Origin of the sequence: Roseofilum sp. Guam, from assembly GCF_017746735.1 — a bacterium.
In the GTDB taxonomy this organism is placed as follows: Bacteria; Cyanobacteriota; Cyanobacteriia; order Cyanobacteriales; family Desertifilaceae; genus Roseofilum; species Roseofilum reptotaenium.
In genome coordinates, this window is sequence record NZ_JAGHZN010000024.1 from 1 (window position 1) to 19,877 (window position 19,877).

Here is a 19,877-nt window from a genome sequence, read left to right on the forward strand (position 1 = left end):
TCCTAGCCTATCTTTTTTTCTCTCTTTCGTCTACTCTCCTCACAGGCTATGCTTTTCAGCCTCCTTGTCGCCCCCTCAGCGCTTGGGACTCAAACCCGTGATGCGGCGCATTTATGTACCAGAAGGTTGTACACCCGTTGCTCGTGTGAATTGGAAATTTGAATGGTTATGGGTATATGGTTTTGTCGAACCTCAGAGAGGGGAAACTGATTGGCTGCTATGGTTCATCACTTCTCCCACTTGCAAACGGGAGCCATTCATAAAATCGCTTCCCAATTGCGCCCGTTTTCCAGCTAATTGTACTTGATGCAAAACTAAGAACCCTTGTCCAGTTTTCACCACTGGGCCGAATCCTTTGGCAAGAAAAACAACTTCTCCCACTTGGGCATCACCCAAGTTCATATGTTGTAAATTTTGCTCCAATGCTATCAACTCTTCAGGCAATTCTAATCCTTGATCCATCATCAAGGGAGAGGTTTCCATCACCTTCAACAGGCGATCGCGAAATTGAGTAATGCAAGACGGAAAAAATGCCCGTACTTGGTTATGTAACTCTAGGGCACTGCGTTGCCAATCTAACTCATAATCCGGTTTACTAATCAAAGGTGCATAGGTGGCTAAATCATTATCCTGGGCAATGGGGGTAACCTGCTGTTGATCAAGTTTTAACAAAGTGTCAATTAATAAATCTGCACCCATCTGAGCTAACCGCTCGGCTAAAGTATGGGCATTGTCTCCTAAATGAATGGGGGTCACTGACTTAAGCAACATATCTCCGGTGTCCATTCCCTTATCCATAAGCATGGTGGTAATACCGGTTTCCCTTTCCCCATGGTAGAGACACCATTGGATGGGGGCGGCTCCCCGATATTGAGGTAAAATTGAGCCATGGACGTTCACGCATCCGAGTCTAGGCATTTTCAGAATCTTGAGGGAAAGAATTTGACCGTAGGCAACCACCACAAACACATCAGCCTGCATTTGCTCTAATTCCTGTAATGTCAAAGAGTCTTTCTTAATTCGTTCAGGTTGCCACACGGGTAAATTCTCCCTTAGAGCAATGGTTTTCACAGCAGAGGGGATGGCTTTGCTCCCTCGACCTCGACGTTTATCTGGTTGGGTGACAATGCCCAGAACTTTGAATTGTGGATCGGATAATAATCGCTCTAGGGTGGGGACAGCAAAGGCAGGTGTGCCAAAAAAAATAACTCTCATGGGTTACGGTTCTGTATGATGTTGGAGAAACGGTTAAGGATTGGACAATGGTTACGTTATTGTTTTAAGTTACCGGAGGATATCGTTCACAACCCATGTTCTAGACTTTAAATTCTATATCCATCCTCGATCGCTCAAGTCTGACTCACGCTTTCAGTTTAAACTCTATGGCTTATTGTCGTCGGTATTTCCGGTTCTATTCCCATATTCTGCAACGGGAAATGGAGGTCTTGCATTTTGGGGACTCTGGCTATCCCATGTTATTGTTTCCTTCAAGCAATGGACGCTTTTTCGATCCAGAAGACCGGGGTTTAATAGCGGCTCTGGGGCGGCATTTGGATATGGGCTGGACTCAGGTGTTTTGTTTGGATACCTTGGACTGGGAAACGCTGTTAGCTCCAGGATTAACAATTCAGGAACGTCGTCAGCGCTGGTTATTGTTGGAGAAGCATTGGTGTAAGGAGTTTATACCCTATGCTTGTGATGAAGCCCAGAATGATTTTTTAGTGGCTGCTGGCTGTTCTTTAGGCGCAACCCATGCGTTAAATTTGGCTTTGCGCTATCCAAATATTGTCCGCCGCTGTATTTCTATGTCGGGAACCTATGATTTAACCAAGCTACCTGGGATTGCACAGTTAAATTCCGAGGAAACCACTAAGGAGTTGCATTTTATTAATCCAGTCGCCTACATGGCTCATATGAATCGCGATCGCTGGTTAGAGTTAGGAGGAGCCAATACTGACCTGAAACTGCTCACGGCTCAACATGACCACTGTCTCTCCGATTATCTGCGCTTGTGTGATACTTTTAATCGCAATGGCATTCCCCATCATTTAGAAATTTGGGATGGGGGCCATGATTGGTCCATTTGGCAAGCACAACTAGCCGCGTTTGCCTAACCCAATTCCACAGAAGTTCTTCTAGACTAAACATCGAGCACATAAGGAGTTGCTGATTCGCACTTTTAGCCTACTCCCTTTGCTCCTCCGGATCTATCGCTAATCATCGCCTCCTTAACCTAAACTGAAGAATAGATAGGGGCAAACAGTCGTTCGCCCCTATCTATTCGTCGATCCTTGAGGATGGCTATCGGTGAAATTAGGCGATCGCCGCCATTTTTACCTCACTATTGGCCAACAATTCTTGCAGTTCATCAGAATCAACCGTTTCTCGTTCCACTAGCATTTGTGCCAATTGGTCGAGGACAGCGCGATTATTGACTAACACTGCCTTAGCGCGGCGATAGGCTTGGTCTACCAGATTCCGCACCTCATCATCAATAGCGGCTGCCGTTTCTTCCGAGAAATCCCGCTCGGCTGCAATATCGCGACCCAGGAACATATTGCCTTGCTGACGACCTAATGCGACCGGTCCGAGGCGATCGCTCATCCCGAAACGAGTCACCATTTGCCGAGCCACCCGTGCCACCTGTTGCAAGTCATTCGATGCACCAGTAGTCACTTCTTCATCACCAAAGACGATCTCTTCAGCCAAACGACCGCCCAGAGCAACCGCCATCTGGTTTTGCAGATAAGAACGGCTGTATAATCCGGAATCCATGCGCTCTTCACTCGGTGTGAACCAAGTCAAACCCCCAGCACGGCCGCGAGGAATAATGCTAATTTTCTGTACGGGATCGTAATCTGGCATCAGAGCGCCCACCAAAGCATGGCCGGCTTCATGATAAGCAACCAATTCCTTGCGTTTCTCGCTCATCACCCGGTCTTTCTTCTCGGGGCCAGCCAGAACGCGGTCAATGGCATCATTGACTTCATCCATGGAAATCTCAGTTAAATTGCGACGAGCCGCTAAAATGGCTCCCTCATTCAAGAGATTGGAGAGGTCTGCACCCGTAAATCCAGGAGTCCGACGGGCAATTTTTTCCAGATCCACATCAGGAGATAGGGTTTTGCCCCGGGAGTGAACATTAAGAATTTCTAAGCGTCCAGCATAGTCGGGACGGTCTACGACCACCTGACGGTCAAAGCGACCGGGACGCATCAAGGCAGCATCGAGAACATCGGGACGGTTAGTTGCCGCAATAATGATAATTCCCGTATTGCCTTCAAACCCGTCCATTTCGGTCAACAATTGGTTCAGGGTTTGTTCGCGCTCGTCATTACCGCCACCGAGACCTGCACCCCGTTGACGACCAACGGCATCAATTTCATCGATAAAGACGATACAGGGAGCATTGGCTTTCGCTTGTTCAAACAAGTCGCGGACGCGAGAAGCACCCACCCCGACAAACATTTCGACAAACTCAGAACCCGAGATGGAGAAAAAGGGAACTCCTGCTTCACCGGCAACTGCTTTCGCCAGTAGGGTTTTACCCGTTCCAGGAGGGCCAACTAAGAGGACACCTTTGGGGATTTTAGCGCCCACTGCCGTGAAGCGATCGGCGTTTTTCAAGAAGTCTACAACTTCCGTTAACTCTAATTTGGCTTGTTCAATCCCGGCCACATCTCCGAAGGTGACTTGGGTTTGGGGCTCCATTTGCACCCTAGCCTTCGATTTGCCAAAGTTCATCGCCTGAGAGCCAGGGCCATTTTGGGCCCGTCTGAGGAGGAAAAAGACCCCTACCACCAGCAAAATCGGGATAAACAGACTACTTAAGGCCCGCACCCAAGCCCCATCATCACTGGGAGGTAAAACTGAGATATCAACATTATTGTTCGTGAGAATGTTGAGTAGATCTGGATCGTTGGGAAGGTTAACCAGAATCTTATCGCCATTTTCTGCGGTCACTAGCGCTCTAGTACGGTCAGCACTGAGGTTGACCCGCTCTACCCGTTGGCTCTCAACTTCATCAATCAGTTGACTGTAGGGCCAGGTTTGGGTGGGTTGAGGTTGTTGGTCAAACAACGCTGTTCCCAAGGCAATGACGACGATCGCCAATAAAGCATATAGTCCTGCATTTCTCCACCGTTTGTTCACGCCTATTCGATCCTCCTGTTGTGTTTTAGGGTATTTAGGACGGTTCTTGTTTATGATTATTAATCTTATATTAACGAATATTACGAAACTGTGAGCGATCTGCTCAACAATCAGGAGCGGCGATCGGTCTGTATCTCTTGTTCCATCAAGGATGGCAGATATGAGAAGTTTTAGTTTAGGGGCGATCGAGCCTAGGGAGCGATCAGTTAACAGTGTGGAAAACCCTACCTGAGATCTGAAGGCGAAGAGGTATCAAGCCATACTTTTAAACCCATAGAACTCTAGTGATAAAATATCCTAAAGTTTCTGATAACTTAAAAACTATGCTCTCCTTATCCGGTTATAAAACCCTAAACTTCATTTACGAAAGCAGTAACTCGGAAGTCTATCGGGCAATCAAAGAAACTAATCAGGAATCGGTTATTCTCAAACTCCTCAAAGAAGACTATCCCACTCGCTCAGAACTGACCCGCTACAAACAAGAATATCAGCTTACCCATTCCTTAGACCGAAAAGGAATCATTAAAGCCTATGACCTTAAGTTGATGTCCAAAAACGCCGAAGATAGATATCAGAGTGCTTGGGGATTAAAAACCGACCTAGAAACGTGTTTAACCCAACTGGAAACCCAGGGAGAAATTGACTCGTTTCCTCTGGGAGCCGAAGACCTATCTGATAAATTTCAAATTCCCCAAAAACTCTACGGAAGGCAAAAAGAAATTGAGCAGCTCTTAAACATCTTTGAACAAGTCGATAGAAACAATCAAATGATGCTAGTGGCTGGCTACTCAGGTATTGGAAAATCAGCCCTAGTCCAAGAAATAGATAAACCTATCACCCAAAGAAAAGGCTACTTCATTTCTGGAAAATTTGACCAATTTCAGCGTAATGTTCCCTATTCAGCGATCGTATCAGCCTTCAAAGAATTTGTGCAACAACTACTAACTGAAAGTCCAGAAAACTTAGAAAAATGGAAAACTAAATTATTGCAAGCTCTCGGTGTTAATGGACAAATCATTATTGAAGTCATACCAGAAATTGAATTAATTATTGGCCCCCAACCCCCCATAGATAAATTAGAACCAACGGAATCTCAAAATCGGTTTAACTTAGTTTTTCAACACTTTATTCACTGCTGTTGTAGTCCGGAGCATCCCCTAGTTATCTTTCTGGACGATCTCCAATGGACAGATAGAGCAACTTTAAAGTTAATCAAACTGATCGTGATGGATAAAAACCTAAAAAACTTATTATTGATTGGAGCTTATCGAGACAATGAAGTAAATGTGAAGCATCCTTTTATTACCTTGATTGATAAGCTCAAAAATAATCAAATTTGTATTCATGAGTTGACCTTGAAAAATCTAGTTATAAATGACGTTAGACATCTGATCGAAGACACCGTGATACAAGACAATAAGAAGGTTCAAGAATTGTCCAAAATGATCTTTAATAAAACACGAGGTAACCCATTCTTTGTTAATCAGTTTTTAAGCAATTTATATTCTGAAAATCTGATTGAGTTTAATTATAAAAACCAAGTATGGGAATGGGATTTATACAAAATAAAGTCTCAAAATATCACAGATAATGTGGTTGAGTTGATGATTGGTAAGTTAAGAAAATTGCCCTTGAATACCCAGGAAGTTTTAAAGCTGGCAGCATGTATTGGTGCTAATTTTGATTTAACTACCTTATCTCTTGTCTCAGGAAATAATTCACCTGAAGTATTCAATTGCATAATTCCTGCAATTCAATCAGGGTTAGTTTTGTCTTTATCGGAGTTAGATCCAGAACTTTTGATTCAAGACTACCGGTTTGTACATGACCGAGTACAACAAGCTGCTTATGCTTTAATTCCTGAAGAAGACAAGCCATCAATTCATCTGAAGATTGGACAACTCTTGCTCAAGAGTAGCTCTGAAGAAGAGCAATCAGAAAACATATTTGATATTGTCGGTCATTTGAATATTGGTTTTGATAGACTCACTAATGATGAAGAAAAAAATAAAATTACTCAGTTAAATCTTGAGGCAGGTAAAAAGGCCAAATCATCAGCCGCATATATGGGTTCATTAGAATACCTGAAAGCTGGAATGGATCAATTGAGTAATGACAGTTAGGAAAAGTATTATAAGTTAACCTTTGAATTACATAAAGAGCGTTGTGAAGTTGAACACTTGAATTACAATTTTTATGAATCTGAAAGATGGACTGAAATTACATTACAAAAAGCTCAATCAACGTTAGATAAATGTGAAATTTATCGGCTTCTATACTTGCAAAACACTCTATCCAATAAGTATGAAGAAGCCATTACTAATTCAACGGCTGGTTTGGAATTATTGGGAATTGATTTTCCTAGTACAACAGAAGATATAACTGAACTACAAGCTTATCTTGAGGGTGAAATAAAAAAACTTAAAACTCATTTAGGATATCGCAAAATTTCTGAACTAGAACAGGCTGAAGAATGTACGGATTCAGAAAAAGAAATGGCAATGAAATTGCTGCGCTCTACCACATCGGCGATGTTTTTAACTAACCCAACTATGTGGTGAATTGTTAGTATAAAGTTGACTCAAATGTCCTTGAAGTATGGATTGGTCATTGACTCAATTTTTGGTTTTTCTGCCTATGCCATGTTTTTGGCAAATATACAAGAAGAGTATGCCCTTGCTTATGAATTTGGAACCTTAGCGATTAATCTGACTGAGCGATTTAATCATGGGGGAGTAAAATGTCAAGTTCTTCATGTATTTGCTACTTATGTTAATGGATGGAATAAACACTTGAAATATGCCGATCTCCTCAATGAGGAAGGGTTTGAATTAGCCTTAGAATATGGCGATATCAACTATGTTGGATATACGATAATGGTGGGTTGCTATAACTTGTTTCATCAAGGTAAACCGCTTGAAGAGATGGCAGAGAAAATCGAAAAATATCTCTTGTATACAGAGCAGAGTAGTAATCAATTGGCAACTGATTTGTTATGGGCAGCTCATTTGGTGATTCTGAACTTAAGAGGTTTAACTTCAGATATTGATTCATTTGATGACGGAGAAAAAAACGACGAAATTCATCTAAATAATTGGATGGAATGTCAGAGTTTTATGGTGCTTTGTTATTATTACATTATCAAATCTCAAGCCTGTTATCTCTATCATAAACTGGATGAAGCCCTCGATTGTTTGTCAGAAGCGGAAAAATTACTCCCTTTCATCTCGATTAGTATTCCAGTTGCCCAACACAATTTCTATTCGTCTTTAACTCTCTTGCGTTTGTACCCTGATTCCGATCTGGAAAACCAAAAACAATCCATGGAAAAAGTACGAAAAAACCAAGTGAGGATGAAAAAGTGGGCAGATAATTGCCCCGAAAACTTTTTCCATAAATATTTATTGGTAGAAGCTGAGGTAGCTAAGGTGCTAGGAAATACCCTAGAAGCGATAGATTTATATGATCGTGCGATTGAAGCAGCCCATGAAAATAATTATGTTCAGGAAGAAAGTTTAGCCCATGAACTGGCGGCTGAGTTTTACTTCCAATTCAAGAAGCCGAAATTTGCACAGATTTATATACAACAGGCTTATTATGGATATCGTGTTTGGGGAGCAACAGCTAAAACCAAGCAATTGGAGCAACTCTATCCTGATTTCTTAAGTCTATTGTCTGATACACAAAAGAGTGGTGTTTCTATTACTAGAAGTGCTACTACTACCCCCTCTGGTGTGGCTTTAGATCTCTCGACTGTGATCAAAGCTAATCAAGCGATTTCTGGTGAAATTGTCTTAGAAAAGCTATTGATGGCTCTCATGAATATCATTATGCAAAATGCAGGAGCGCAGAGTGGCTATTTGTTGATTGCAGATCAAGAAGAATTGATCATTGAAGCATCCCAAACTCTAGATTCTGATCAAATTCAGGTCTTACAAGCACTTCCCGTACAAGAAAATGCTCAAATAGCTCAGAGTCTAATTAATTATGTCCGTCGTACTCAAGAGAGTGTAGTACTTAATGATGCGGCAAATCAGGGTAACTTTATCAATGATCCTTACATTCAAGACTATCAACCTAAATCTATACTTTGTGTTCCTCTGATTCATCAAGGAACGTTAGTCAGTATTGTCTATCTGGAAAATAATTTGACGATAGGTGCGTTTACAGCGAATCGAGTGGAGATGATTAAACTGTTGTCGGGACAAGCGGCGATCGCCTTAGAAAATGCGTATCTCTACCAAAACTTGGAAAAAAAAGTACAACAACGCACCGCAGAACTCGCCTTAGCCAATCAGGAAATCGGCATCTTAAACGAGAAACTCAAGGCAGAGAATATACGGTTAAGTTCAGAGTTAGATGTAGCCAAAAAACTCCAGCAGATGGTACTACCGAAAGCAGAAGAGTTAGACGATATTGCTGATTTGGAAATTGCCGGATATATGGAACCCGCAGATGAAGTAGGAGGAGATTATTATGATGTTCTCAAGCAAGGAGATCGCCTAAAAATTGGTATTGGCGATGTGACGGGACATGGGTTAGAAAGTGGGGTATTGATGCTGATGGCTCAAACAGCAATTCGCACGTTGCAGAAGATGGATGAAACCGATCCGGTGCGGTTTTTAGATATCCTCAATCAGACCCTGTATGACAATTTGCAACGAATGAAGTCTGATAAAAATATGACCCTATCGATTTTGGATTATCACCAGGGATGGGTGCAACTGAGTGGTCAACATGAGGAGGCGATCGTGGTTCGCTGTGATGGAAAAATTGAGTTAATTGATACAATAAATTTGGGATTCCCCATTGGTTTAGATGACCAGATTGCAGATTTTATTAGCCAACAGGATATTCATTTAAATGCTGAAGATGTGATGGTATTGTATACGGATGGGATTACAGAAGCGGAGAATATGGAGAAGTATCAATATGGATTAGAGCGTTTATGTAATCTACTGATACAACATCGGCAAAAATCAGCCCATGAGATTCGGGAACGGGTGGTTGAGGATGTACGCGGGTTTATTGGCGAGCATAAGGTGTTTGATGATATTACTGTGGTGGTTTTGAAGCAACGATGAAGAAATCCGAACATCTGGCTCTCCAGTTAGTCTCCTGATCTACTAAACAAGTTATAATTTTTAGCGGTTGTAGGGTAGGTAGAAGAATACGCCCTATTATTTCAAATGTGGTGCGCTATCCTGTCGCCCCTGCCTAGCTTAGATACATGGATAACCCAATATCTCCGATCAAAATCATGGAAACAACCATTTCTCCCCAAGATGCTCGCAAGTTAGCCATTTCTTTTTTAGCTCAAGAAGGACTCAATCGAGAGTTTGTGGAAAATGCTTCCTTGAAACCGGATGATGCCGAGATATTAGTGCAGTTCTTGCCTGAGCAGTATCGGGGAAAAATCTTAGAGGTGGGCACATTTGTCGGTGTATCTTCTGTTGTATTAGGTCTATGTTTTCCTGACTCTGAGATTATCTGCGTCGATCCAGGTTTACCGACGGGTTTAATGAATGGGTTATGTGTGCGAAAGTTTGAGATCCCAGATTACCCAGAAACGATGTTATCGTTTGTCAAAGCAGCCCTTGTCCATGTGGGTGTTCGCGATCGCTTTAAGATTTATCAAGGATTTTTCTCGTGCTGTTTCCCCGACCCTGGCGATCGCCAAAAGGTTATTGATTATGGTGTTAATCTAGACGATTATGCCACAATTGGCCCAGAAGTTTGTGAAACCCATGGCCCCTTTAATGCGGTTTTCCTAGATGCCGATCACCACACTGAAGCGGTACTGAGCGATCTACTGCTCTTATCTTCGTATGTAGCAACCGATGGGGTAATTATTCTTCATGATATGGGGGAGGATTTTTGGGGACAACAAGTTAGGGAAGGGGTTGCTAGATTCTTAAACGTACATCCGGAGTTTAGCTTAGAGCAACGAGGCGATTTAGGTAAACTTCAGTGCTCTTGAATAATATGAAAACAACACACTACTGTATTGATGGGGTGGTTTTGAAGCAACGATGAAGAAATTTGAACATCCGATCGCGCTGGAAAGTTTTGCCTTGATCGATCGCGAGATTGGCCCCCATACTTTAAATGTTCAGGAATATGCGATCGCCCGTCGTGTCATTCACACCACTGCCGATTTTGAATTCAAAGACTTACTTAACTTTAGTCCCACAGCCATTCAATCCGGTATCGATGCCCTTCGCCAACAGTATCCCATTATTACCGATGTCTCGATGGTGAGTAGAGGAATTCACGGTTTAGTCACTCAAACGTTTAATAATCCTCTCTGGGTTGCAGTCGAAGCAGCACCTGAAGCGGAACCGGGAAAAACCCGCACAGAAACGGGAATGCTTCATTTTGCGCGTCAGTTTCCAAATGGCATTTTTGTAATTGGAAACGCACCTACGGCTCTATTAGCCCTATGTGAGGAGATCGAACAGGGTAGGGTGCAACCGGCTCTAGTCATCGGCGCTCCTGTGGGATTTGTGTCTGTGGTAGAAGCGAAATCTCGTTTAGCACAATTGGCAGTTCCCCAAATTGTGGTAAATGGGCGTAAGGGCGGATCGCCAGTGGCGGCAGCTATTGTTAATGCTTTGATCCATCTGGCGTAGGGAAACAGATGAATCAGATTAATGTTGTGGGTATTGGCTTAGAGGGCGCATCTGGACTGTCGGTAGTGGTGCAAGAAATCATCGATCGCGCAACGGTATTGGTGGGTAGCGATCGCCACTTGGCTTATTTTCCCCAACACCTAGCCCAGCGCCTCACCTTAAACGACATCTCCCAAACCCTACACCACGTTAAAGAGCGCCTCAGCTCAGAAACTATCGTCATCCTGGTTTCCGGTGACCCTCTGTTTTTTGGTCTTGGACGACTGCTGCTCACCTATTTTCCACCAGAGCAATTATGCTTTCATCCCCATCTCAGTTCCGTTCAACTTGCCTTTAGTCGGGTGAAAGTCCCTTGGCAAGGAGCGACAATCATTAGTATCCATGGTCGAGAGTTCGATCAATTGGTGAGGGCGCTGCAAAAAGGCGCTTCTCCCATCGCCGTATTGACCGATCCGCTCCATAGTCCAGGAGCGATCGCCCATCTATTGTTAAATGTAGATAACCCCACCTCTTATGACTTCTGGGTATGTGAAAACCTGGGAGGAACCGATGAGCGCATCCAACACTTATCCCCTCAAGAAGCCCTGATGCGGACGTTTGCGCCCCTGAATATTACGATCTTGGTGGAGAAACCCCAAGATAGCTCTATTGATTTAAATACCTTACCCGCCCTTGGCATACCCGATCGCCAATTCTACAGTTTCGGAGATCGACCTGGCTTAATCACCAAGCGGGAAATTCGTCTTCTGATCCTGGGAGAACTCGGTCTACACCCCAAGCAAGTCATCTGGGATATTGGCGCTGGAACCGGTTCCGTCTCTGTGGAAATCGGACGTTTAGTCCCCACAGCCCAAATTTATGCCATTGAAAAAACGGCAGCCGGAATTCAACTGATTCAAAATAATGCTCGGCGCTTTGCCCTCTCGAATGTCGTCTCTATTCAAGGCAAAGCACCCGACATTTTACGCCAAATTCCTGCCCCTCACCGGGTGTTTATTGGCGGTACTGGAGATTCTTTAGAAGGAATTTTAGCCTGTTGTTTAGCCACCTTGTTACCTGGGGGTAAAATAGTCATGGCCCTAGCAACATTAGAGCATCTACAAGAGGCGATCGCCTGGATCGATCGCCACCAATTGACCTATCGGGTGCTACAAGTCCAGGTCTCCCGCTCACTTCCCGTAGGCCGATTTACCCGTTTTGCTCCTCTCAATCCTGCCATCCTCCTGACGATTGAACCTTTTGATTCAACCGCCAAAATGGCCCATTAATCCCAGAATTAAGCCCGTTATCCCCAAAATCAAAATCCCCACCAGGCCACTTAAGGGTTCTCCGTTTATACCCGTTACCCATTCGGGCCAGGGGCGATCGGATTTTGGCTTTAAAATTTGGGTTGTATCTAGACTGATTAATCCCCAGATCCAACCCCCATGAAGTCCCCAAGCTAACCCCAAACTTCCTCCATCGACCCAACGGGCCAGCACTAAAACTAGGCCCATCAAGGCCAGTCCAGGGACTTGGATTAAACTGCCCTTAAAATCCCAAATTAGATGGGAAAGGGCAAAGATTAAACTCGAAAGGATAGCCGCCCACACCAGCCCCATATCCCTTTGCAGTTCGGTCAGCAAAAATCCCCGAAATACGGTTTCTTCTATGACACCGATCCATAAACTTAGGGCTAAAATTGAGCCGAGTGTGGGCAGGAAAGAGGCAGCGATCGCTTCGGGTTGCCATGCCAAGCTTCCCCAAGCTACCTGCAAGCCATAGGCGATAAATAATGTCAGGATGCTCAGAGCCAGACCTGCCATTAGCGAAACGAAAACTGACCGATCTAGCCCTAAACCATAGTCAGAAATCGGCTGCTTCTCTATCCAAACTATTGCCCCTAACAACAAGGGAACCAAAAGGTATAGGGGCATCAGTAAGGACAGTTTTTGTTGGGGATCTAAGGGATGGGGAGGATGCCATTTCAGATGACGAGCAATAGGAATGGCGATCGGTAACCACAATATTACCCACAGAGCAAAAAAAGCAAAACTCTTAAGAATTCCTGAACTGGGGTGAAGATGGGATGACCACCTAGAAACAAATAGAGAAAACATAACTCCCGATCCAGACGTAGATGCTCGCACACTTACAGAGGTTTGGACTGTCGCGGACATGAAACGCCCTGTACTGAGGTCCGTTATCAAAGGCTCAAACCCTGAGTAAAAGAAGCTTTTGCCTTTTGCCTATTTCCTTTTACCTAGCGCAAAGCCCTATACTCTTTCGTCTGGATTTTGGCTAGGGTTAATCCGGCTCAGAGCCATTTTTATCATCATTATCATCCACTTGAATTAAGTGAATGTGTTTGTAGCCCAATTTAATCTCAAATTCATCTCCTTTCTTCAGCCCCATGGCTTCCGTATAAGTAGAACCAATCACAATTTGGCCATTTTTATGAACACTGACGCGGTAAGTTGGCTCGCGTCCCCGGCCATCTTTAGATTTCCCCGGATCGAGATCGATGCCTCTGGCGGCTAATACGGCATCATAGAATGCCCCTAAATTAACCCGGATATCATCCCCTTTTTTTGCAGAGTTATAGTACCCACAATATTTGGCCCTTTCTCTACGGGATAGGTGGGAGAGTTCACTGACTTTTTGAAGCAACGCTTTCCCGGTATAGGGTGCTTCTGGAAGTGGTAAATCCTTTTCGCTCATTTGGATACCTTAATTTTCGGTGGACTTGAACAAAACAGACCCAATTTCAGAGCTATAACTGTACCCCCCTGAAGAAACTTGCTTCAGAGTTGGTTTGCCTGACTCTTGGGTTGGTCTGGGTCAGGTTTTTTCTGACAGACTTAACAAGTATATTACACAATTATAGTGAATTTTTGAAGTTTTTTTTATTTTTTTTCATCGTTTTGGGAAAGAAGCCGTTTACTCTTTCTTGAACCTTTTAGGATCATCCCCCCTATCCCCATTGGGCAAGGAGGAAAAAAGCTCGGTTCAATTATGAGAAGATCGAGGAAAACCTGAGTAGGATTAAACGGGTTCAAGCCATATCTAGACCAGTCGATCGCCAAGGTATCCCAATCAAGACCAGGAAGAACGGTAGAATGATAAGGTCATCCCTTGACCTGCTCAAGCAAACCTCTAAAGTCATGGAAGTTGTTTTTCAGATTATTCGCCAAGAGCAAAAGAGCGCCCCAACAGTTCAGCGCTATACCTTAGATGTCGATCCGAGTGAAACTATCTTAAGTTGTCTCAACCGCATTAAATGGGAATTTGATGGCACTCTCGCCTTCCGCAAAAATTGCCGAAATACAATTTGTGGCAGTTGTGGAATGCGAATTAATGGCCGTTCGGCACTCGCGTGTAAAGAAAATGTGGCGGGTGAACTCAGCGCCACCGATCAAGGTGATTCTCTCCCCACCATTACCATTGCTCCCTTGGGGAATTTCCCCGTCATTAAGGATTTAGTGGTCGATATGCAATCATTCTGGGACAACTTAGAAAAGGTCGATCCCTATGTGAGTACTGCCTCAAGATTGGTTCCAGAACGGGAGTTTCTGCAAGCACCTGAAGAGCGATCGCAATTGGATAAAACGGGTAACTGTATTCTCTGTGGCGCTTGCTATTCTGAATGTAATGCGGTGGAAGTCAATCCGGATTTTGTTGGTCCCCATGCTCTAGCTAAAGCCTATCGTATGGTTGCCGATACCCGTGATAGTCAAACCTCAGAGCGATTAGATCAGTATAATGATGCAACCGGTGGCGTTTGGGCCTGCACTCGCTGCCTCTATTGTGATACGGTTTGTCCCATGGAGGTCAATCCTCTAGAGCAAATTAGTAAAATTAAAGGGGAAATTCTCGATCGCCAGACAGCCGAATCTAGTCGCCCGATCCGCCATCGTAAGGTTCTTGTGGATATGGTTAAAGAAGGCGGTTGGGTCGATGAGCGGCAATTTGCACTTAAAGTAGTGGGTAATGCCTTCCGAGATCTTAAAGGCCTGTTGAGTCTTACACCTGTTGGCTTACGATTGTTGGCACGGGGCAAGTTCCCCTTTACGTTTGAACCTTCAGAAGGCACGTCCGAAGTGCGATCGCTCATTGAAGCCGTTCAAAACCTAGAATCCTCAACAGATTAACCCCTTTTGGAGACCCCTTATGACTTCTGACGAAATGCCTGAATCACCCCCAGAATTAACTCCTGAAACCCCAGAATCACCTCCTGAAACCCCTCCAGAACCTGCCACCCCAGAGCCTAACCCCTCCGAACCCTCTTTTGGCTGGACAACCTACGCCGAACAACTCAACGGCCGATTTGCCATGATCGGCATTATTCTCCTGCTCATTTTAGAATTTTTCAGTCAGCAAACATTCTTTGAATGGATTGGCTGGCAGTAAGGTAGAGGGATAGGGTGACTAGAAACCGGGTTTCTTCGAGAATCTCGGATAGGATTGCCAAACTTGCTAGAAACCCGGTTTCTCCCCATTCCCCATTCCCTACTCAATCCTCTCTCCCAAACGGTTATAGACAAAAATATCCCATTGCCCCTTAGCATTGGCTTCAAAGACGATTCGAGAACCATCAGCATTTAACATTGGATGTTGTACTTGAGTATTTAAACCACGGGTAATATTCCGTAATTGCCGCAGAGATCGGTCATACAGATAAATATCAGTTTCCCCCTGACGGTTACCCGCAAAGGCGATATAGCGACCATCTACGGAGACATCGGGATGGGAGGCAATCATATCTAACGCATTGAGACCGGGCAAATCGATTAAACGGCGTTCAACTAAATCATACAGATAAATATCTTGACTGAAGCCGCGATCGGAAGCAAAAACCAGATAACGACCGGCTACATGGGGGTCAGATTCACTATAGGCACTATTGAGACTTTTCCCATTGGGATCGTAGGGTTCTGCCAGTACTTGAGGATAGCTACACCCCATCAAGTTAACCAAAACCACCAGCATAGAGAGCCAAAGAATAGTAGCTCTTTTCTGACACTTGGATCGATTATCCATTCCCCATTACCTATTACCGATTACCAGGGCGTAGCACTATACTGGGCCATCCGGAATATCTAATTCAATATTCGGGCCGCGATCGATTACTTCAATATCCCATTGCCCTCGACGATCAGTTTCAAAAACTACATAACGGCCATCGGGGCTAATGCTGGGATTGCGGACCCAACCCGGATATGCCAAGGTGAGCGCTTCTTGTCTTTTCGTCACTCGATCGTAAAGAATAATTTCCGGTTTGCCGCGAATACTACTTAGGTAGACAATGTAGCGGGCATTGTAGCTAATACTGGGAGATTCAATGATGGCGTTGGGTTGATTCAGACGAGGGAGTTGGATAAATTGACGTTGGCTCAGATGATACAGATAAATTTGCTGACGGCGATCGCGATTGGAGACAAACGCCACATATTGACCACTGCCACTCACTGCTGGTTGTTCTTCCCGATAGCGACTATTAATCGCCTGGGGGCCGAGGGGAACCTCTACCGGGTTGCATCCCCCCAGAACAACGGCCCAGACTCCCATACTGATCAGAATGACCTGGCTTAACCGAGAGCCACCAGCCATGGTTGGTTCACTCCCTAATAATCAAAATTCCCCGGTTCATCATTGGGGCGATCGCTTTTCAAGTCATCCAGCGGCTCAAAATCCACATAATCTTCCCTTGGTGGTTCTGGTGGCCGGCGATCGCGATAGGTGGCATTATCACTCTCTGGAGGACGAGGGCGACGGGTTTCAGACGGGGGACGGGAATCTCGCGACTCTGGAGGACGACCATAGGAGCGCTCATCATCCATATCCATGGGGCCATAGGGGTCTTCATACCCAACGGACCGATAACTTGACGTTTCCCAATCCTCAGAACCTCTGCTCGTTGTTCCCGAAGGACGGCGAGAGGGTCTACGTCCTGAGCTAGAAGATGCCGCTGAAGGGCGGGAACTGCTCCGCCGACGACTTGAAGAAGAGCGTCGAGGATAGTCCTCCTCATAGCGATCTCCTTGACTATAGCGGTCTTCCTTCGTACCAATCATCCGCTGAGGACGCGGATCTTCATCCGGTTCCAACCGATCTAACCGAGGATCGTAACCCTCATATCCATCATAAGTATAAGCCCGGCTCACCGGTCGATCCTCATCCACAATCGGCGTATTTTGCTTGGCCCGCGAAGTTGCCAAGCCCCTTAAGCGAATACTTTCCACCGCAAAAAAAATCGCCGATCCGGTCAACAGAAACTGACCAAACGTTAAAATGGGATCGAGTCGCCATCCTTGAAAAAACAGAATCCCACCACTGAGAACTGCCACCGCCATGAAAAAAATATCATGATCCCGTGCCAGTTCTGGGCGAACAGACCGAAGAAAATACAACCCAGCGCCGGCCCCAAACAGGACAACGCCCAACATTGCCCCTGGGTTGAGTCCAATATTGACCATGACTTGCCTACTCCACGAAACTGACCGTAATCCTGTATTTTTAAAAATTTTACCGCAAACCCTTGAGACTCAGTTATGTCACCAAATTCAAGGATCTGCGGTTTAAAATCAGCTCTAATCCCTTAAGAGCGCTGGATTTTGTCCCGTTGACTAATAAAGATTAAAGCAACGGTTGCCGGAATGACTACAATTGTGCCACCCCAGACTAGGCTCCACAAAAAATTGGCTAAAGAAGGAGTCATAGATCCTCACGCAAGATTACTAAAAGATTTACTTTTGGTTTAATTCTAACAGAGTCTAGCGTTGTATAGCGCTTCGCGCTAGGGAGTTGGCAGCAAGCTGTCCTTGTGTCTCCCGATCCGCGCGTCTGCCCTGCTCTCCTGGCGGTTGCTGTACAATGAGTGAGACGTAGCATGATAAGGGATATAAGGAAATCCGATGACCACCCTGAGCCTGATCAGTTTAATTTTAGGAATCACTCTGGCAATCATGACCTTTTTGTTCATTTTCCGGATTGTCCTCACTTGGTATCCTCAAATCAATCTCAACAGTTTTCCCTTTAATATCGTTGCTTGGCCCACCGAACCCTTTTTAAGTCCCTTACGCAAAGTTGTCCCTCCCCTAGGGGGTGTCGATATTACGCCCATTATCTGGGTAGGCATCTGCTCTCTGATCCGAGAATTGCTTATCGGTCAACAGGGACTGTTAAAAATGATGCTTTAATCGCTGCTTGTATTAGGCTTGAGCTTATTGTCTCGTGACCCTGCTAAAATCGGGCATTATATCTCCTTCGTTGTGGCACTGTAGCGCTCTGGGTATTTTACTCCTAACGCACTACCGTGAAATTTATTATATGGCATAGTTAGAATATTCCCTTATTCTCTATGCCCTAAATATATGAGTGCACAAACAACCCTTTGGGAACAATACCTCAAACCCATTATCATGCTCTTTTTGGATAAAGATGCCCTGATAAAGCTCCGTAATCAAATCAACTGGGAAGAAGAAAGCGATCGCCTCTCGAACCCCAACCTGACCTATCCCACCTACTACAGTAGCCAGAATTTCCACGGAATCCAAAATGGCTATTTAAGTATCGATGCCGCCATTACCTACGATCCCATTACCCAATATGCAGTCTTTCCCCAAGAACAGTGGGTGAGAGAACAGTTAATCGATGCGATTGGTGGTTATCCTCGTCGCATCCTGGATCTTGGCTGTGGGACGGGATCGTCTACTCTGCTACTCAAACAAGAATATCCCCAAGCCGAGGTTATTGGGTTAGACCTTTCTCCCTATATGCTAGTCATGGCAGAACACAAAGCCAAGGAAGCCAATCTAGATATTCACTGGCACCATGGACTGGCAGAACAAACTCCCTGGGAAGGTGAACATTTTGACTTGGTAACTGCCACACTCCTCTTCCACGAAACGCCTCCCGCCATTACCAAAGCCATTTTACAAGAAGCCTTTCGCCTGCTCACTCCAGGGGGACAATGTATCATCCTAGATGGCAGTCAAACCAGTCTCAGACAAGCTGAATGGATTACTAATATCTTTGAAGAGCCGTATATGAAAGCCTTTGCTGCTGGCGATCTCGAACAGTGGATACAACAAGCACGCTTTGAAAAGGTAAGTGCAGAGCCGATTTTCTGGCTCAATCAAGTCACTAAGGCGATGAAGCCCTTACCACAGAAACTGGAGAATTCTGTCCAAGTGGAGCATAATTTAAGCAGTGTATTGTCACCGGCATTTTAAGACAAAATGAGTCTTCAGGCTGTCCTCTTTGATTTTAATGGGGTCATCATTAACGATGAACCCATCCACCAGGAACTGATTAATGAGATTCTCCTCTCACAAAATCTGCCTCCGAATCCCAGTGATTACAATGAATGCTGTTTAGGACGAACCGATCTCGCGGGTTTGTTGGAGTTACTCCAACGCAGGGGACGAGCCGTCAATGAGCGATCGCTGGCTCCCCTGATTGCTCAGAAAGCCCAAAGATACCAGCAAAAACTTGAAGCGCTCCACAAACTCCCGATTTATCCGGGAGTTGAAGACCTGATATATAAGGTACGGGTAGCTCGGTTACGCTTAGGATTGGTCACAGGAGCATTACGTTCAGAAGTTGAATGGATTCTCAAACAAGCTAACCTATTCTCCTATTTTGAGGTTATTGTTGCTGGGGATGAAGTGCAACAGAGTAAACCCCATCCCGAAGGCTATTTACGTGCGGTAGAGCGCTTTAATGAACTCGATCCAACCCTGCACCTCTCTCCCCAATGCTGCCTGGTGATTGAAGATACTCCGGCAGGGATTTTAGCAGCTAAAAATGCCGGAATGCAAGTCGTTGGAGTCGCGAATACCTATCCCTTTCACATGATTCAACGGCAAGCTAATTGGACAGTAGACTACCTTCATGAGCTAGAGCTAGACCGTGTACAAGCGTGTTTTGAGCCGTCAGCTCTTCCCTTCCCCAATGCACAATGATAGACTAGAGACTATCTGGGGAATTAGCTCAGTTGGTAGAGCGCTGCGATCGCACCGCAGAGGTCAGGGATTCGAGTTCCCTATTCTCCATTAGGCAATAGGCAATAGGCAAGTTGCTCTCAGCCCCTTGTCCAGCCAATCATCGTAG

Annotated in this window: 20 protein-coding genes, 1 tRNA gene and 1 pseudogene; 14 read left to right on the forward strand and 8 right to left on the reverse strand. The window is 44.9% G+C overall.

Annotation, left to right across the window (positions count from 1 at the left end; translation table 11 throughout):
• Window positions 1-79: 79 nt before the first annotated feature.
• Window positions 80-229: pseudogene (locus tag J7529_RS10950) on the forward strand (IS630 family transposase); the annotation flags it as partial.
• Here J7529_RS10950 and fmt read toward each other — a convergent pair.
• Window positions 193-1,215 carry a methionyl-tRNA formyltransferase gene (gene fmt / locus J7529_RS10955; protein WP_318728991.1) on the reverse strand — a complete coding sequence of 341 codons (1,023 nt, stop codon included), beginning with the start codon at window positions 1,213-1,215 and terminating at the stop codon, window positions 193-195. The pseudogene J7529_RS10950 and the gene fmt sit on opposite strands and share 37 nt — an antisense overlap.
• 167 nt (window positions 1,216-1,382) lie before the next feature.
• Between fmt and J7529_RS10960 the strand changes: the two genes are divergently transcribed.
• Window positions 1,383-2,114 (forward strand): alpha/beta hydrolase-fold protein, encoded by a 732-nt coding sequence (locus J7529_RS10960; protein ID WP_318728992.1) that lies wholly within the window; start codon window positions 1,383-1,385, stop codon window positions 2,112-2,114.
• Between the two features lie 199 nt (window positions 2,115-2,313).
• Here the strand turns inward: J7529_RS10960 and ftsH3 are convergent, their stop codons facing one another.
• Window positions 2,314-4,152 (reverse strand): ATP-dependent zinc metalloprotease FtsH3, encoded by a 1,839-nt coding sequence (gene ftsH3 / locus J7529_RS10965; protein WP_271940406.1) that lies wholly within the window; start codon window positions 4,150-4,152, stop codon window positions 2,314-2,316.
• A 323-nt stretch (window positions 4,153-4,475) separates the two neighbouring features.
• Between ftsH3 and J7529_RS10970 the strand changes: the two genes are divergently transcribed.
• The 6 genes from J7529_RS10970 (at window position 4,476) to cbiE (ending at window position 12,052) form a co-directional block, all read left to right on the forward strand.
• Window positions 4,476-6,275, forward strand: a complete 1,800-nt coding sequence (locus J7529_RS10970; protein ID WP_318728993.1) for an ATP-binding protein — start codon at window positions 4,476-4,478, stop codon at window positions 6,273-6,275.
• Between the two features lie 57 nt (window positions 6,276-6,332).
• Window positions 6,333-6,713: a hypothetical protein gene (locus J7529_RS10975; RefSeq protein ID WP_318728994.1), complete on the forward strand. Its 381-nt coding sequence runs from the start codon at window positions 6,333-6,335 to the stop codon at window positions 6,711-6,713.
• 24 nt (window positions 6,714-6,737) lie between these two features.
• Entirely contained in the window at window positions 6,738-9,236 is a 2,499-nt protein-coding gene (locus J7529_RS10980) for a SpoIIE family protein phosphatase (RefSeq protein WP_318728995.1), read from the forward strand.
• A gap of 176 nt (window positions 9,237-9,412) precedes the next feature.
• Window positions 9,413-10,132: a class I SAM-dependent methyltransferase gene (locus J7529_RS10985; protein ID WP_318728996.1), complete on the forward strand. Its 720-nt coding sequence runs from the start codon at window positions 9,413-9,415 to the stop codon at window positions 10,130-10,132.
• Between the two features lie 52 nt (window positions 10,133-10,184).
• A complete protein-coding gene (locus J7529_RS10990) occupies window positions 10,185-10,784 on the forward strand; it encodes a cobalt-precorrin-8X methylmutase (protein WP_318728997.1) in 600 nt (199 codons plus the stop codon).
• Between the two features lie 8 nt (window positions 10,785-10,792).
• Window positions 10,793-12,052, forward strand: a complete 1,260-nt coding sequence (cbiE, locus tag J7529_RS10995; protein WP_318728998.1) for a precorrin-6y C5,15-methyltransferase (decarboxylating) subunit CbiE — start codon at window positions 10,793-10,795, stop codon at window positions 12,050-12,052.
• Here the strand turns inward: cbiE and J7529_RS11000 are convergent.
• Both J7529_RS11000 and J7529_RS11005 read right to left on the reverse strand, forming a co-directional pair.
• Complete coding sequence (locus J7529_RS11000) at window positions 12,029-12,943, reverse strand: CPBP family intramembrane glutamic endopeptidase (protein WP_318728999.1); 915 nt, start codon at window positions 12,941-12,943, stop codon at window positions 12,029-12,031. The two genes, cbiE and J7529_RS11000, sit on opposite strands and share 24 nt — an antisense overlap.
• A gap of 127 nt (window positions 12,944-13,070) precedes the next feature.
• Window positions 13,071-13,484: an AbrB family transcriptional regulator gene (locus J7529_RS11005; RefSeq protein WP_271940399.1), complete on the reverse strand. Its 414-nt coding sequence runs from the start codon at window positions 13,482-13,484 to the stop codon at window positions 13,071-13,073.
• A 443-nt stretch (window positions 13,485-13,927) separates the two neighbouring features.
• On the opposite strand from J7529_RS11005, the gene J7529_RS11010 reads away from it, so the two are divergent.
• Together J7529_RS11010 and J7529_RS11015 are read left to right on the forward strand one after the other, a co-directional pair.
• The gene (locus J7529_RS11010) at window positions 13,928-14,914 is read left to right on the forward strand and encodes a succinate dehydrogenase/fumarate reductase iron-sulfur subunit (protein WP_271940421.1); all 987 of its coding nucleotides are present in this window, start codon (window positions 13,928-13,930) and stop codon (window positions 14,912-14,914) included.
• A gap of 19 nt (window positions 14,915-14,933) precedes the next feature.
• Complete coding sequence (locus J7529_RS11015; protein WP_318729036.1) at window positions 14,934-15,173, forward strand: hypothetical protein; 240 nt, start codon at window positions 14,934-14,936, stop codon at window positions 15,171-15,173.
• Between the two features lie 99 nt (window positions 15,174-15,272).
• Here J7529_RS11015 and J7529_RS11020 read toward each other — a convergent pair whose 3' ends face one another.
• The 4 genes from J7529_RS11020 to psbX form a co-directional block, all read right to left on the reverse strand.
• Complete coding sequence (locus J7529_RS11020) at window positions 15,273-15,803, reverse strand: Tol biopolymer transporter periplasmic protein (RefSeq protein WP_318729000.1); 531 nt, start codon at window positions 15,801-15,803, stop codon at window positions 15,273-15,275.
• 36 nt (window positions 15,804-15,839) lie between these two features.
• On the reverse strand, window positions 15,840-16,373 hold the full coding sequence (locus J7529_RS11025; protein WP_318729001.1) for a biopolymer transporter Tol: 534 nt from the start codon (window positions 16,371-16,373) through the stop codon (window positions 15,840-15,842).
• Window positions 16,374-16,387: 14 nt separating this feature from the next.
• Window positions 16,388-17,239, reverse strand: a complete 852-nt coding sequence (locus J7529_RS11030) for a Ycf66 family protein (RefSeq protein ID WP_318729002.1) — start codon at window positions 17,237-17,239, stop codon at window positions 16,388-16,390.
• Between the two features lie 122 nt (window positions 17,240-17,361).
• On the reverse strand, window positions 17,362-17,481 hold the full coding sequence (psbX, locus tag J7529_RS11035) for a photosystem II reaction center X protein (RefSeq protein ID WP_271940394.1): 120 nt from the start codon (window positions 17,479-17,481) through the stop codon (window positions 17,362-17,364).
• A 196-nt stretch (window positions 17,482-17,677) separates the two neighbouring features.
• Here psbX and J7529_RS11040 point away from each other — a divergent pair, with 196 nt between their 5' ends.
• The 4 genes from J7529_RS11040 (at window position 17,678) to J7529_RS11055 (ending at window position 19,819) form a co-directional block, all read left to right on the forward strand.
• Window positions 17,678-17,962 (forward strand): YggT family protein, encoded by a 285-nt coding sequence (locus J7529_RS11040; protein ID WP_271940393.1) that lies wholly within the window; start codon window positions 17,678-17,680, stop codon window positions 17,960-17,962.
• A gap of 174 nt (window positions 17,963-18,136) precedes the next feature.
• A complete protein-coding gene (locus J7529_RS11045; protein ID WP_318729003.1) occupies window positions 18,137-18,997 on the forward strand; it encodes a class I SAM-dependent methyltransferase in 861 nt (286 codons plus the stop codon).
• A gap of 6 nt (window positions 18,998-19,003) precedes the next feature.
• Window positions 19,004-19,729 (forward strand): HAD family hydrolase, encoded by a 726-nt coding sequence (locus J7529_RS11050; RefSeq protein ID WP_271940391.1) that lies wholly within the window; start codon window positions 19,004-19,006, stop codon window positions 19,727-19,729.
• A gap of 17 nt (window positions 19,730-19,746) precedes the next feature.
• Window positions 19,747-19,819 (forward strand) — tRNA-Ala (locus tag J7529_RS11055).
• Window positions 19,820-19,877 lie beyond the last annotated feature (58 nt).